Source organism: Rhodanobacter sp. sgz306013, from assembly GCF_057031145.1.
On sequence record NZ_JBXCIJ010000004.1, the window covers coordinates 512,384 to 526,616 of the forward strand.

Sequence of the window (14,233 nt, forward strand, 5' to 3'; positions counted from 1 at the left end):
ATCGCCAAAACAAACTTGGGCCAGGGTTGGCTGCTTCTTGACGTCAGCGGTCACGGACGGTTGCAAAGGATCACAGATGAGCGATTTCCCACGCTGGAAGTACGCGCTGGTAGTTTTGGCGATGCTGTTCGGCATCGTCTACGCGCTGCCCAATGCTTTCCCGCCGCAGCCGGCGGTGCAGGTCACGGCCAACACCAACCAGGGCGCCGCACCGGCCGACGACGCATTGCGCCAGAAGGTGGCCGATGCGCTGTCCAAGGCCCACGTGGCGGCGAAGGGCGTGGAAGTACAGGGCGACCACCTGCTCGCCACCTTCGCCAATGCCGACCTGCAGAAGAGCGGCGCCGACGCGATCGGCGCCCTGCTCGGCGACAAATACACCGTGGCGTTCAAGCTGCAGTCCACGGTGCCGCGCTGGCTGACCGCCATCCATGCGAATTCGATGCCGCTGGGCCTGGACCTGCAGGGCGGCGTGCACTTCCTGATGCAGGTGGACCAGAGCGGCGTGCTCGACAAGCTGGAGAACAGCTATGCCGACGACATCCGCGGCCAGCTGCGCCAGAAGGACATCCGCTACGAGTCGGTGACGCGCAGCACGGTGGCCGGGCAGGGCATCGTGGTGGTGCTGCGCTCGGCGGCCGACCGCTCCAGCGCGGCCGACCTGATCGCCAGCGGCTCGCCCGACCTCGCGGTGACCGACGGCCCCAGCACCGGCGACCGCTACGTGCTGTATGCCGCGATCAAGCCGACCAAGCTGCGCGACCTCTCGCTGGGTACGATCAAGCAGAATCTCGCCACGCTGCGCAACCGCATCAACGCGCTGGGCGTGTCCGAGCCGGTGATCCAACAGCAGGGCGAAGACCACATCGTGGTCGAGCTGGCCGGCGTGCAGGATCCGGCCGCGGCGAAGCGCCTGATCGGCGCCACCGCCACGCTGGAATACCGCCCCGGCATCGGCTATCCGGGCGATCCGCGCGCGATCGAGGCCGCGCAGAGCGGCAGCATCCCGCCGGACGCCAACCTCTACTACACCAGCAATGGCCACGTGCCGGTGCTGGTGGGCAAGCGCGCCATCGTCACCGGCGACCAGTTGGTCGACGCCAGCTCCGGCATCGACCCGAGCAACAGCACGCCCTCGGTGAACGTGACGCTGAACGCCTCCGGCGCGGCGAAGATGCAGGAGTTCACCAATGCCAACGTCGGCAAGCCGATGGCGGTGCTGCTGATCAACACCGTGTACGAGACCAGCACGGTCAACGGCAAGGAAGTGCGCACGCCCAAGACCACCACCGAGGTGATCAACGACGCTACCATCCAGAGCCCGTTCGGCAAGGTGTTCTCGACCAACGGCCTGGGCAGTCCCAAGGAAGCCTCCGACCTGGCGCTGCTGCTGAAGAGCGGTGCGCTGGCCGCGCCGATGGACATCGTCGAGCAGTACGTGATCGGCCCCAGCCTCGGTGCGGAGAACATCAAGAAGGGCTTCGATGCAGTGATGCTGGGCCTCGGCCTGGTGCTGCTGGCGGCGGCGATCTACTACAAGCTGTTCGGCCTGGTCGCCGATATCGCGCTGTTCTTCAACCTGCTGATCCTGGTGGCGGTGATGTCGATGATCGGCGTGACGCTGACCATGCCGGGCATCGCGGGCATCGTGCTGACCCTGGGCATGGCGATCGACGCGAACGTGCTGATCTGCGAACGCGTGCGCGAGGAGCTGCGCAACGGCTCGACGCCGCATGCGGCGATCCACGCCGGCTACGACAAGGCCTGGGCCACGATTCTCGACGCCAACGTCACCCACCTGATCGCGGCGCTGGCGCTGATGACGATGGGTACCGGCGCGATCCGCGGCTTCGGCGTCACGCTGGGCATCGGCATCCTGACCTCGATGTTCACTTCGGTGGTGATGACGCACGCGTTCACCGCGCTGATTCACGGCCGCCGCAAGCTCAAGACGCTGTCGGTGTAATCATGGAAATCTTCAATCACAACAGCAACATCCACTTCCTGCGCATCCGCGTCTTCAGCATCGCGGTGGCGATCGCGCTGATGATCGCCTCGGTGGCCCTGCTCGCCACCAAGGGAATCAACTACGGCCTGGACTTCACCGGCGGCGTCTCGCTGGTGGTGGACTACGCCCAGCCGGTGCAGACCGCTGACGTGCGCGACGCGCTGGCGAAGGGCGGCCTCGAAGACCTGGTGGTGCAGAGCGTGGGTGGCAGCCGCGAGGTGTCGATCCGCATGCAGCCCACCAAGGCGATGCTCGACGCCAAGGGCCAGGTGGACCTGGACAAGGTGGCCAGCGTGGTGATGCAGCCGCTGAAGGCCGCCCGTGCCGACGCCACGCTGAAGAGCCGCTCCTCGGTCAGCGCCGAGGTCGGCGCCGAGCTGAAGAACGACGGCATGGTCGCCGCGGTGTTCGTGATCCTCGGCATCATGGCCTACCTGTGGATACGCTTCGAACGCCGCTTCGCGATCGCCGCGGTGCTCACCGAGATCCACGACACCCTGGTGACGCTGGGCGTGCTGGCGCTGGTGCAGCGCGAGTTCGACATGACCGTGCTGGCCTCGGTGCTGGCGGTGATCGGCTACTCGATCAACGACAAGGTGGTGGTGTTCGACCGTATCCGCGAGCTGTTCCGCCTCGCCCGCAAGGCCGAACCGGAGGAGATCCTCAACCGCTCGATCAACAGCACGCTGTCGCGAACGATCATCACCTCGCTGTTCACCGGCATCACCATGGCGGCGCTGTTCTTCTACGGCGGCCCGGCGGTGCACGGTTTTGCGATCACCATGCTGATCGGCATCCTGGTGGGCACGCTCTCCTCGATCTTCGTGGCCAGCCCGATCCTGCTGTGGCTGGGCGTGTCGAAGAAGGACCTGATGCCGGTGACCAGGGAAAACCCGGAGCTGGCGCGGCGTCCATAAGGCCGATGCCGCCCGCGCCGCGGGCGGCCCTGGGTTCTCTCCCCCGTTTGCGAGGGAGATGCCCCAAGGGCAGCGAAGGCACTCGACACCTCCGTTGCAAACGGACAGACGCAGACGGCCCGGATCCTCCGGGCCGTCTGTTTTTGCGCGCCGCGACGATGCGTCGCGAGACTTTGCGTTCGCCGCGTCCCGGCGAACGGTGCGCCTCGTTCACGCAGGCGGACTTACCATGCGCTCGGTCCCCCCACCGACAACGACCATGCACACCCTCTCCGCACTCTGGACGGCGGCGGTGAACTGGCTGGCGTTCCATGCGATCGCGCCGGTGCTGGCCGTGCTGCATCTCTCGCATTTCGTCGTCGATCCGCCGCGCGAGATCGCGCGGTACTTCCTGCTCACCGCCGCCGAGGTGGCGGTCATCGCCTGCGTGTTCCGGCCGATGGAGAGCCTGTGGCCGGCGGAGCGCTGGCCCGATCGCCGCGCCACCACGATCGACCGCAGCTACACCGTGCTCAAGCTGTTCGGCGTGCTGCCGCTGTTCACCTACCTGGTGCTGTCGCCGTTGACCCGGCTGGTCGGCGGCGCCGGCGCGGGCGACGATGCGGCCGGGCTGGTCAGCGTGCAGGGCATGCTGCCGTGGCTGGGGCATCACCCGGTGTTGCTGTTCCTGGTCTATTACGCCATCTACGACCTGGTGTACTACGGCATCCACCGCCTGCAGCACTCGATCCCGTGGTGGTGGGCGTTGCACAGCCTGCACCACAGCCAGCGCCAGCTGAATTGCTGGACGAACGACCGCGACCACTACCTCGACGACCTGCTGGAAGCGCTGATCGTGGCGGCGGCCGCGCTGCTGATCGGCGTATCGCCCACCGACTACGCGCTGCTGGTGCTCAGCGGCAACCTGCTGCAGAACCTCGACCACGCCAACGTGCGACTGCGCTTCGGCCCGGTGCTGGAGAAAGTCCTGGTCGATCCGCGCTACCACCGCCTGCACCACATGCGGGTGGACCCGGAGCGGCCGAACCTGCACTACTGCAACTTCGCCTTCATCTTCCCGCTGTGGGACATCGTGTTCGGCACCGCACTGTTCGGCGAGCCGGTGCGGCCCACCGGGGTGGGCGATCCCATGGTGGACGCGGACAACCGCCGGGGCCTCGTGGGCCAGCAGCTGTACGTGCTGCGCCGCTTCTGGGGTGCGTTCCGCTGCCGCTGCGGGTGGCGATGGGGCGACGTGGCCTTCGACGAAACCTATGCGCCGGTGTCGGTGCGCGATTTCGACCTGCACCGGCTGGAATCCAGCCAGATTCCGCTGGCGCATGCCGGAGGCCGGCGCGGCGCGGCTCAGCCGGAGGAGAGCTCGGCGTCCAGCCGGGCCAGCCGCTCCGGCGTGCCCACGTCGGTCCAGCGGCCCCGGTGCAGCGAGCCGGCCAGCACGCCGCGCGCCATGGCCGCTTCCAGCAGTGGCCTGAGCTTGAAGCGCGGCGGCCGTTCCGTCGTGCCGGGCGCATCGCCCACCGTCGCGCGCCAGTCGTCCAGCAGTTCGCGGCGGAACACGCCGATGCCGCCATAGGTGAGCCGCGGCTCGCCGTCGGCATGCAGGCGGCCTTGCGCGTCCAGCCGGAAGTCGCCCCGGGGATGGTGCGCGGGATTGTCCACCATCAGCAGATGCCCATGCCCGTCCGGCTCGGCCGGCAGGGTGGCGAAGTCGGCGTCGCACCATACGTCGCCGCTGATCGCCAGCACCGGCTCCGGCCCCAGCATCGGCAGCGCATTGAGCAGGCCGCCGCCGGTTTCCAGCGGAGCCGGGCCTTCGTACACGTAGCGTATGCGCAGGCCCCAGCGCGAACCGTCGCCCAGCGCCTCGGGAAACTGTTCGGCGAGGTGCGAGGTATTGATCGCCACGTAGTTCACGCCGATCGCGGCGAGCTTTTCCAGGTGCCACACGATCAGCGGCTTGCCGCCCGCGTGCAGCAGCGGCTTGGGTGTACGCCCGGTGAGCGGCCGCATGCGCTCGCCCAGTCCAGCGGCGAAGATCAGCGCGTGCCTCATGCGGCGACCCGGGTGAGGTCGCGTCCTCCGGCATGTCGCTCCAGCAGCGCCGCGAAGTCGGCCAGCTCGGGATAGCTGCGCGCCACCGTGATCACGTAGCGGTACACCTGGGGCACATCGGCGAGATAGCCCGGCTTGCCGTCGCGGTACCACAGCCGGTTGAACTGGCCCAGCACGCGCACGTGGCGGTGCAGACCGGTGAGGTCGAACCAGCGGCGGAAACGCGCGGCATCCACTGCGGGATCGATCACTCCGGCATCCAGCAGGCGCTGCCGGTACGACTCCGTCCAGCCTTCCACGCGCTCGCGCGGCCAGGCGATGTAGGCGTCGCGCAGCAGCGAGGCGAGGTCGTAGGTGAGCGGGCCGTGCAAGGCGCCCTGGAAATCCAGGATGCCCGGACTCGGCAGCCCGGGAGCGACGATCCCGGAGCTGTCCTCATCCAGCACCAGCAGGTTGCGGCTGTGGTAATCGCGATGCACGAAGCAGCGCGGCTGCGCCAGCGCGTTGCGGATGATCACGTCGAACGCCGCTTCCAGCACGTCCCATTCGTCGCAGCTGGGCGTGTGGCCGAGGTGGCGTTCGAGGAACCACGTGGGCATCACCTCCAGCCCGTTCACCAGCACCGCGTGGTCGAACGGCGGCAGGTCCCCGCAGGCCACCCGTGTCTGCATGACGAGCAGCGCATCCATCGCCTCGCCGTAGAGCCGGTCCGCGTTCCGCTCATCGAGCTCGGCGAGATACAGGCGCGAACCCAGGTCCTCGATCAGCAGGAAGCCCCGTTGAAGATCCTGCGCGCTCACCTTCGGCACGTGCAGGCCGGCAGCGGCGAGCCGTTCGCCGATCGCCAGCCATGGCCGCGGGTCTTCGCGCTCAGGCGGGGAATCCATCACGATCCAGCTCCGGCCTGCGTGCGTGGTGCGCCAATAGCTGCGGAAGCTGGCGTCGGAGGAAGCGGGGGCAAGAGTCAGGGAATCGTTGCCGAGCGCGGCACGGGTCCAGGCGAGGCGGTCGGCGGCGCGATCTTGGGCGGGGGTGGGCATGGTGCAGGGCAGGCTTGGGATGCCCCGCAGCTTAGCGGTGCGACGGTGGCTGCGCGAGCCGCCGGCCGCATGGCGTGAACGAGACCTGCTACCGCGTGCCGCAACGTTTGCGGGCGGGGCTTGCCAGCACCGCGATCAATTCGCGGACCACTTTGCGCTGCACGTCGGAGAGCGTCAGGAACGCCTCGAAGGCGAGGCGGTCGTGGCCGCGCACGTGATCCGGCCACGCGGAGTTCGCCTCACGCACGCCTTTATGGGCGGATGTGCCGTATTGCAGTTCGTATGGCGGCACGCCCGTGATGCGGGCCAGCGCCTGCAGGTTCGCCTGCTTCGGGATGTGCCTGCCGTTGAGCCAGCCTGAAATCGCCTGCGGCGTCACCGCTTCGCCGCCCTGCTGCGGTACCAGCTTCTCCAGCACGGTCGAGCTCGCCTCGATGCCGGCCGCTTCGAGGGCGGCGGCCAGGCGCTCGGCGAAGGCGGACTGTTCGGTCTTCATGGGCCACGACCATAGGCCGCGGCCGCACGCGGCCATGAAACTTATGATTTCAAAAACATGAAATAATCACTTACATTTGCCGACCGGAATCCCGTCGGCCGTCGCCATGCCCAAATCCCTGCTCGAACAGTTGCCCGAGATCGTCGCCCGCGGGCGCCAGCAGGCGGAGAGGATCCTGGAGGGCCTGGAAGGGCGGCACCGCGTGGGACTGCAGACGCGCGAATGGGTGCTGCCGTCGAAGGACACGCGCGACAGCGACTGGATTGCCGCCGCGAACCGGCAGGCGCACCTGGACGCGGAAGGCGAGGGCGGCTGGACCAATCGGCTGATCTACGGCGACAACCTGCTGGCGATGGCGGCGCTGCTGGCCGGCGATGAACACACGCCCAGCCTGCGCGGCAAGGTGGACCTGATCTGCATCGACCCGCCGTTCGATTCCAAATGTGCAGCGCAAGCTGAAGGCTGCGACGACATGGTGCGAGCGGGTCAATGCGCTGGATGCGGAGCTGCGTGGCGGCCGCCGCTGGCATTACGCGCTGGTCGGCGAGTCGCTGTTCCACGATTGGCGCGGCAAGGGCGCAAGGCTGGGCGAACTGCTGGCGTTTTCCCGCGCCCGCGCCACGCCGACCCAGCAGGCACAGGGTGAGCTGGTGCTGGGCGACGGCAGCTGAAAGCCGCCGCCCCGGTTCAGAACGTAGCTTGCACCATCACGAATCCGCGGGTGCCGCCGATGTCGCCGGTGTCGTCCGGGTTCAGCAGGCTGGTGACGTGGCGGTAGAACGCGGCGTTGCTGGCGCGGGTCACGCCGGTGCTCAGCGACCAGTGGACGTCGAGCTGGTATTTCAGTGTCGCACCGTAGTCGCTGTAGTCCGGATTGCGGGCGCCGCTGGGCAGCGGCGTGGCGAGGTCGGTGGCGTACCAGGTATGCCCGGCATGCAGGGCGAGGCTCCATGTGCTGCCCAAGGGCACGGCGGCGTCGAACTGGAGATAGCGCGTGCCACGCGTGTTGCCGCGGTAGCCTTGTTCGACGTCGGCGGCGAAATAGTCGGTGAGGCTCTGGTTGAGCTTGAGCGTGAGCCACTTCCAGCCCAGCGCGAGATTGGCTTCCAGCGTGTTGAACGAGCGCGCCGGCAGCGGCGGACGGGCGCGGTCGAGGTTGCTGCCGGGGTACACATAGCCGTACAGGCCGGCGCGCCACGACCAGTCCGGGTCGAAGTTCCGGCCGTAGCTGGCATAGAGGTCCAGTTCCATCGCCGCATTGGGAAAACTGCGTTGGCCGGTGCGGGAGGCCCAGAATCCGGCGGCGAAACCGTTGGCCGCGGTGTAGTCGGCGCCGCCTTGCAGCGCCGGCTTGCCCCAGGTCTGGCTGAGGCCACGGAATACGTAATCGGAGACGATGGCCGCGTTGCCGGTGAGCGGCGCTGGTGCGTCGTCGGCACGGGCGGCGGCGGCGCCCAGCAGGGCGATGGCGACGAGTGTTGCGGTCAGGCGTGGCATCTCGGGTGCTCCCGTGGTGGCGTCTGGCAGGCGGTGGCGAATCCGGCGGGGATTCGCCACCAGGACAAGGTCACCGCTGCAGGTCGTAGGCGCGCTCCTCGTGTTCGGCCAGGTCCAGGCCCATCTGTTCCTGCTCGGCATCCACGCGCAGGCCCAGCGTGCGCTCGAGCAGCTTGAGGATCGCCAGGCTCAGCACCGCGCTCCAGACGATGGTGAAGCCCACCCCCTTGGCCTGGATCCACAGCTGGCCCCAGGCGGAGGCGACGTGGCCGAAGCCGCCGAGACTGGCCGCGGCGAACGGACCGGTGAGCAGGGCGCCCACGATGCCGCCGATGGCGTGCACGCCGAACACGTCCAGCGTGTCGTCGTAGCCCAGCCGGAACTTCAGTCGCGTGGCGGTGAAGAAACACGCGCTGCCGGCGACGAAGCCGATCAGCAGGGCGCCACCGGGGCCGCAGGTGCCGGCGGCGGGCGTGACGGCGACCAGGCCGGCCACCGCGCCCGACGCGATGCCGAGCACGCTGGCGCGCTTGTGCACGATCCACTCCACCGCGGTCCAGCCGATCGCGGCGGCCGCCGTGGCGATCTGGGTTACCAGCATCGCCATGCCGGCGCTGCCGTTGGCAGCCACCGCCGAGCCTGCGTTGAAGCCGAACCAGCCCAGCCACAGGAGGCTGGCGCCGATCACGGTGTAGCCGAGGTTGTGCGGCGGCATGTGCGTGTGCGGCCAGCCGCGGCGCTTGCCGATCACCAGGCAGGCGACCAGTCCGGCGATGCCGGCGTTGATGTGCACCACGGTGCCGCCGGCGAAGTCCAGCACGCCCATGTCGCCGAGCAGCGAGCCGGGGCCGCTCCACACCATGTGCGCGATCGGCAGGTAGACCAGGGTGAACCACAGGGCGCTGAACCACAGCATCGCGGCGAAGCGCATGCGCTCGGCATAGGCGCCCACGATCAGCACCGGCGTGATGATCGCGAAGGTGAGCTGGAACATCACGTACACGCTTTCCGGCACGGTCTGGTAGAGCGAGTCGGGGGTCATCCCCGCGAGCATCGCGTGCTGCAGCCCGCCGACGATGGAATGCCAGTTGGTGATGCCCGCATGCATGCCTTCGGTGCTGAAGGCCACCGAGTAGCCGTAGACGATCCACAGCACGGTGATGAGCGCGGTGATCGCGAAGCACTGCATCATCACCGAGAGCAGGTTCTTCGCCCGCACCATGCCGCCATAGAAGAGCGCGGCGCCGGGTATCGTCATCATCAGCACCAGCATGGAGGCGGTGAGCATCCAGGCGGTGTCGCCGCTGTCCAGCTTGGGCACGGGCGTGGCCTGGGCGAAGGCGGCGAATGGCAGGAGGGCCAGCGCGACGGCGGCGAACATTCGGTTAGAGCGCGTCATCGTCCATCTCCTGTGTGCGGATGCGGATGGCCTGTTCCAGCGGATGGACGAACACCTTGCCGTCGCCCACCTTGCCGGTGCGCGCCGCACGGGTGATCGCTTCGATGGCGTGTTCGAGCTGTTCGTCGCCGACCGCGAGCTCGATCTTGAGCTTGGGCAGGAAATCCACGACGTATTCGGCGCCGCGGTACAGCTCGGTATGGCCGTGCTGGCGGCCGAAGCCCTTGACCTCGGTGACCGTCATGCCGTGCACGCCGGCCTCGGCCAGCGCCTCGCGCACTTCGTCCAGCTTGAACGGCTTGATGATGGCGGTAATCCACTGCATGCGTTGCTCCCCGCGGATGGTTTCGTGTTGCAGCACAGCAGAATGCGTGCCAGCGGCGGAGAGCGCGCTGCGTGGCCGTTTGGATGGCCAAACGGCGGGCAGGACGGTCCGGATCTCGTGAAACTGGTGCAAGCGTTGCCTGCTGTTGGTGCAAGCCGGCGATTTGACCGGGCCGCGTCAAATCAGTACCATTTTGGTCTGGATTAAGACCGATCCTGGCCGCACGAACCTCCCCATGCTCCGCGTCAGTCGACTCACGGATTACGCCACGGTGGTGATGACCTGCATCGCCGCCCATCCGGACGACGTGCTGAGCACGGCGCAGATCGCCGACGAGACCCGGCTGGAGCTGCCCACGGTGAGCAAGCTGCTGAAGTCGCTGGGCCACGCCGGCCTGGTGGAGTCCTTCCGCGGCGTCAACGGCGGCTACCGGCTGGCGCGCCCCGCGCAGGCGATCAGCCTCGCCGAGATCGTCGAGGCGATGGAGGGACCGATCGGCATGACCGAATGCGGTGTTGTCGCCGAGGGCCAGTGCGAGCGCGAGGCGCAATGCGGCGTGCGCGGCAGCTGGCAGCGCATCAGCAGCGTGCTCGACCGCGCGTTGCGCGCGGTGAGCCTGGCCGACATGTTGCGTCCGCCGCCGCGTCGACAGGAAGTGACGGTAGACATCAGCACCCTGAAAGGCAGAACCACGGCATGAGCAGCGAAACCATCGAAAGCACTGCCACCGCGCTGCACGGCAACGCCGAAGTCGCCGAGGCGCTGGGCCGCAACTACAGCGCCGGCTTCGTCACCGAGATCGAGATGACCGGCCTGCCGCCGGGCCTCGACGAGGAAACCATCCGCCAGCTCTCCGCGATCAAGCGCGAGCCGGAATGGATGACCGAGTGGCGCCTGGCCGCCTACCGCCACTGGCTGACCATGCCGCAGCCGGACTGGGCCAAGCTGAAGATGGACGCGATCGACTACCGGGCGATCAGCTATTACGCGGCGCCGAAGAAGGCGCCGAAGTCGCTGGACGAGGTCGATCCCGCCCTGCTCGAAACCTACGAGAAGCTGGGCGTGCCGCTGCACGAGCGGGCCGCGCTGGCCGGCGTGGCGGTGGACGCGGTGTTCGATTCGGTCTCGGTGGGCACCACTTTCCGCAAGCAGCTGGCCGAGGCCGGCGTGATCTTCTGCTCGATGAGCGAGGCCATCCGCGAGCATCCCGGGCTGGTGCAGAAGTACCTGGGCAGCGTGGTGCCGCCGGGCGACAATTTCTTCGCCGCACTGAACTCGGCGGTGTTCTCCGACGGCAGTTTCGTGTTCATCCCCAGGGGGGTGCGCTGCCCGATGGAGCTCAGCACCTACTTCCGTATCAACGCGCAGAACACCGGCCAGTTCGAGCGCACCCTGATCGTGGCCGAGGAAGGCGCCCACGTCTCCTACCTCGAAGGCTGCACCGCGCCCAAGCGCGACGAGAACCAGCTGCATGCCGCCGTGGTGGAGCTGGTGGCGCTGGAGCGCGCGCAGATCAAGTACTCCACCGTGCAGAACTGGTACCCCGGCGACGAGAACGGCGTGGGCGGCATCTACAACCTGGTCACCAAGCGCGGCGACTGCCGCGGCGACGACAGCAAGATCAGCTGGACCCAGGTGGAAACCGGCTCGGCGATTACCTGGAAATACCCCAGCGTGGTGCTGCGCGGCGACCGTTCGGTGGGCGAGTTCCACTCGGTGGCGCTCACCCATCACTACCAGCAGGCCGACACCGGCACCAAGATGATCCACATCGGCAAGGACACCAAGTCGAAGATCGTCTCCAAGGGCATCAGCGCCGGCCGGAGCAACAACAGCTACCGCGGCCTGGTGAAGGTGGAGAAGGGCGCCGAGCGCGCGCGCAACTACACCCAGTGCGACTCGCTGCTGATCGGCAAGAAGTGCGGCGCGCACACCTTCCCTTACATGGAAGTGAAGAACCCCAGCGCGATCGTCGAGCACGAGGCCACCACCTCGAAGATCTCCGACGACCAGCTGTTCTACTGCCGCTCGCGCGGGATCGGCGAGGAGGACGCCGTCTCGATGATCGTCGACGGCTTCTGCAAGCAGGTGTTCCGCGAACTACCGATGGAGTTCGCGGTGGAGGCCAAGAAACTTCTCGAAGTTTCGCTGGAAGGCGCGGTGGGGTAAGGCTTTTTCCCTTCTCCCTCCGGGAGAAGGTGCCCGACCTGCAGGCGCAGGATGCGCCTGCGGAACAGCGAAGCTGGCCCCGAAGGGGCGATCGACAGGGATGGCGCAAGTAAGGGCGGATGAGGGTGCGGGCGGAGCGGGGCGTTCCGTTCCAGCCGAACCCTCACCCCAACCCCTCTCCCGGCGGGAGAGGGGCTCAAGACCAGGAACAACCATGCTCAAGATCGAAAACCTGCATGCCCGTGTCGCGGGCAAGGAAATCCTCAAGGGCCTCACGCTCAGCGTGAAGCCGGGCGAGGTGCACGCCATCATGGGGCCGAACGGCGCGGGCAAGTCCACGCTGGGCAACGTGCTCTCCGGCCGCGAAGGCTACGAGGTCACCGCCGGCAGCGTGAGCTTCGACGGCATCGACCTGCTGGCGCTGGAACCGGAGGCGCGCGCCGCCGCCGGCGTGTTCCTGGCGTTCCAGTACCCGGTGGAGATTCCCGGCGTCAACAACACCTATTTCCTGCGCGCCGCGCTCAACGCCCAGCGCAAGGCGCGCGGCGAGCAGGAGCTGGATTCCATGCAGTTCCTCAAACTGGTGCGCGAGAAGCTCAAGGTGATGCAGATCTCCGACGAGCTGCTGCACCGCGCGGTGAACGAGGGTTTCTCGGGCGGAGAGAAGAAGCGCAACGAGATTTTCCAGATGGCCGTGCTGGAGCCGAAGCTGGCGATCCTCGACGAGACCGACTCGGGCCTGGACATCGATGCGCTGAAGCAGGTGGCGCAAGGCGTCAACGCGCTGCGTTCGCCTGAGCGCTCGTTCCTGGTCATCACCCACTACCAGCGCCTGCTCGACTACATCGAACCCGATTTCGTGCACGTGCTGGCCGGCGGCCGCATCGTGGAAAGCGGTGACCGGACGCTGGCGCTGAAGCTGGAAGAACACGGCTACGCCTGGGTGCGTGAGCACGGCGAGCCGGCCGGGGCGACGGCATGAGCCAGCCGGCCCCCGTGCCCTTCGTGGCGTCGCTGCTGGACGCGCCGCTGCCGGCCAGCGGCATCGCCTGGCTGGACGCGCTGCGCCGCGAGCACCGCGCCGCCTTCGCCGTGGCCGGCCTGCCCGACACGCGGATGGAGGCATGGAAGTACACCGCGCTGCGTGCGCTGGGCCAGCGCCGCTATGCCAACGGCGATGCGCAGGCGGCGACACGCGCGATCGATCCGGCCGTGTTCGCCTTGCCGGGCGTGGACGGGCCGCGGCTGGTGTTCGTCAACGGTGCGTTCCGCGCCGACCTCTCCGCGCTGGACGCGCTGCCGGTCGGCCTCACGCTGCAGCCGCTGGCGCAGGCGCTGCGACGGGACGCCGAGCCGCTGCGCTTCGTGCTGTCGCGCCACGAGCCGGAGCAGGGCGACGCCTTCGTGCGCCTCAACGCCGCGCTGGCCGCCGACGGCGTGGCGTTGAAGGTGGCGGCCGGCGCGAAGATCGCCGCGCCAGTGCATCTCGTGTTCCTCGGCGCACCCGCCGAAGCCGAGCTGGCCTGGCACCTGCGCCACGTGATCGAGCTTGGCGAGGGCGCCGAGCTGGCGCTGGTGGAACACCACGCCGCCGGTGGCGAGCAGCAGCACCTGGGCACGGCGGTGGGCGACATCACGTTGCGCGACGGCGCGGTGCTGCGCCACGTGCTGTTCCAGCAGGCGGCCGCGGGCAGCAGCCTGATCCGGCGCAGCCGGCTGCAACTGGGCGCGCGGGCGCAAGCCACGTTGCACGTGCTGGAACTGGGCGGCGCGCTGGCGCGCCACGAATTGCGCGCCGAGCTGGCCGGCGACGGCGCGCGGCTGGAGACGCGCGGCGTGTTCATGCCACACGGGCGCCAGCACATCGATACCCAGCTGGCGATCCGCCACCAGGCGCGGGACACGGCTTCGGAATCGGTCTGGCGCGGCGTGGCGGACCAACGTGGGCGCGGCGTGTTCCGCGGCGCGATCCTGGTGGCCCCCGGCGCCGACAGCAGCGACGCCAGCCTCAGCAACAAGAACCTGCTGCTGTCCGGCCAGGCCGAGATCGACACCAAGCCGGAGCTGGAGATCTATGCCGACGAGGTGAAGGCTGCGCACGGTGCCACGGTGGGCCAGCTCGATGAGCGCTCGCTGTTCTACCTGCGCTCGCGCGGCATCCCGCAAGCCGAGGCGCGCGCCCTGCTCACCGCCGCGTTCTGCCGCGCGCTGCTGGACGACCTGCCGAATACGGCGTTGCGCGAACACCTGGCTGCGTTGCTGGCGGTGTAGGAGCGGCTTCAGCCGCGATTTCTGTAGCCGGTCGCGGCTGAAGCCGCTCCTACGGTGAT

The 14,233-nt window shown here is 68.2% G+C and carries 13 protein-coding genes and 1 pseudogene; 8 read left to right on the plus strand and 6 right to left on the minus strand.

What is annotated here, in order from left to right; translation table 11 throughout:
* Positions 1 to 76: 76 nt before the first annotated feature.
* The 3 genes and pseudogenes from secD to AC2EWF_RS15315 all read left to right on the plus strand — a co-directional run.
* Positions 77 to 1,966, plus strand: a complete 1,890-nt coding sequence (secD, locus tag AC2EWF_RS15305; RefSeq protein WP_483640233.1) for a protein translocase subunit SecD — start codon at positions 77 to 79, stop codon at positions 1,964 to 1,966.
* Between the two features lie 2 nt (positions 1,967 to 1,968).
* Complete coding sequence (gene secF / locus AC2EWF_RS15310) at positions 1,969 to 2,925, plus strand: protein translocase subunit SecF (RefSeq protein ID WP_483640234.1); 957 nt, start codon at positions 1,969 to 1,971, stop codon at positions 2,923 to 2,925.
* Between the two features lie 628 nt (positions 2,926 to 3,553).
* Positions 3,554 to 3,949, plus strand: a pseudogene (locus AC2EWF_RS15315) (sterol desaturase family protein); the annotation flags it as partial.
* Positions 3,950 to 4,269: 320 nt separating this feature from the next.
* Here AC2EWF_RS15315 and murU read toward each other — a convergent pair.
* The 3 genes from murU to AC2EWF_RS15330 all read right to left on the minus strand — a co-directional run bounded on the left by murU (position 4,270) and on the right by AC2EWF_RS15330 (position 6,513).
* Positions 4,270 to 4,977 carry an N-acetylmuramate alpha-1-phosphate uridylyltransferase MurU gene (gene murU / locus AC2EWF_RS15320; protein WP_483640235.1) on the minus strand — a complete coding sequence of 236 codons (708 nt, stop codon included), beginning with the start codon at positions 4,975 to 4,977 and terminating at the stop codon, positions 4,270 to 4,272.
* A complete protein-coding gene (locus AC2EWF_RS15325; RefSeq protein ID WP_483640236.1) occupies positions 4,974 to 6,017 on the minus strand; it encodes an aminoglycoside phosphotransferase family protein in 1,044 nt (347 codons plus the stop codon). The genes murU and AC2EWF_RS15325 overlap by 4 nt, the downstream gene beginning before the upstream one ends.
* Positions 6,018 to 6,105: 88 nt before the next feature.
* Positions 6,106 to 6,513 (minus strand): helix-turn-helix domain-containing protein, encoded by a 408-nt coding sequence (locus AC2EWF_RS15330; RefSeq protein ID WP_483640237.1) that lies wholly within the window; start codon positions 6,511 to 6,513, stop codon positions 6,106 to 6,108.
* Between the two features lie 443 nt (positions 6,514 to 6,956).
* Here AC2EWF_RS15330 and AC2EWF_RS15335 point away from each other — a divergent pair, with 443 nt between their 5' ends.
* Positions 6,957 to 7,184 carry a hypothetical protein gene (locus AC2EWF_RS15335; RefSeq protein WP_483640238.1) on the plus strand — a complete coding sequence of 76 codons (228 nt, stop codon included), beginning with the start codon at positions 6,957 to 6,959 and terminating at the stop codon, positions 7,182 to 7,184.
* A 16-nt stretch (positions 7,185 to 7,200) separates the two neighbouring features.
* Here AC2EWF_RS15335 and AC2EWF_RS15340 read toward each other — a convergent pair whose 3' ends face one another.
* The 3 genes from AC2EWF_RS15340 to AC2EWF_RS15350 all read right to left on the minus strand — a co-directional run bounded on the left by AC2EWF_RS15340 (position 7,201) and on the right by AC2EWF_RS15350 (position 9,734).
* On the minus strand, positions 7,201 to 8,010 hold the full coding sequence (locus AC2EWF_RS15340; RefSeq protein WP_483640239.1) for a TorF family putative porin: 810 nt from the start codon (positions 8,008 to 8,010) through the stop codon (positions 7,201 to 7,203).
* 70 nt (positions 8,011 to 8,080) lie between these two features.
* Positions 8,081 to 9,409, minus strand: coding sequence for an ammonium transporter (locus tag AC2EWF_RS15345; protein ID WP_483640240.1), 1,329 nt, complete (start codon positions 9,407 to 9,409; stop codon positions 8,081 to 8,083).
* Positions 9,396 to 9,734, minus strand: a complete 339-nt coding sequence (locus AC2EWF_RS15350; RefSeq protein WP_483640241.1) for a P-II family nitrogen regulator — start codon at positions 9,732 to 9,734, stop codon at positions 9,396 to 9,398. The genes AC2EWF_RS15345 and AC2EWF_RS15350 overlap by 14 nt, the downstream gene beginning before the upstream one ends.
* A 235-nt stretch (positions 9,735 to 9,969) precedes the next feature.
* On the opposite strand from AC2EWF_RS15350, the gene AC2EWF_RS15355 reads away from it, so the two are divergent.
* From AC2EWF_RS15355 to sufD, 4 genes are all read left to right on the plus strand, one after another.
* Positions 9,970 to 10,434 (plus strand): SUF system Fe-S cluster assembly regulator, encoded by a 465-nt coding sequence (locus tag AC2EWF_RS15355; RefSeq protein WP_483640242.1) that lies wholly within the window; start codon positions 9,970 to 9,972, stop codon positions 10,432 to 10,434.
* Positions 10,431 to 11,903 (plus strand): Fe-S cluster assembly protein SufB, encoded by a 1,473-nt coding sequence (gene sufB, locus AC2EWF_RS15360; protein ID WP_483640243.1) that lies wholly within the window; start codon positions 10,431 to 10,433, stop codon positions 11,901 to 11,903. Before AC2EWF_RS15355 ends, sufB begins: the two co-directional genes overlap by 4 nt.
* 214 nt (positions 11,904 to 12,117) lie before the next feature.
* Entirely contained in the window at positions 12,118 to 12,885 is a 768-nt protein-coding gene (gene sufC / locus AC2EWF_RS15365; RefSeq protein WP_483640244.1) for a Fe-S cluster assembly ATPase SufC, read from the plus strand.
* The gene (sufD, locus tag AC2EWF_RS15370) at positions 12,882 to 14,174 is read left to right on the plus strand and encodes a Fe-S cluster assembly protein SufD (RefSeq protein ID WP_483640245.1); all 1,293 of its coding nucleotides are present in this window, start codon (positions 12,882 to 12,884) and stop codon (positions 14,172 to 14,174) included. The genes sufC and sufD overlap by 4 nt, the downstream gene beginning before the upstream one ends.
* Positions 14,175 to 14,233 lie beyond the last annotated feature (59 nt).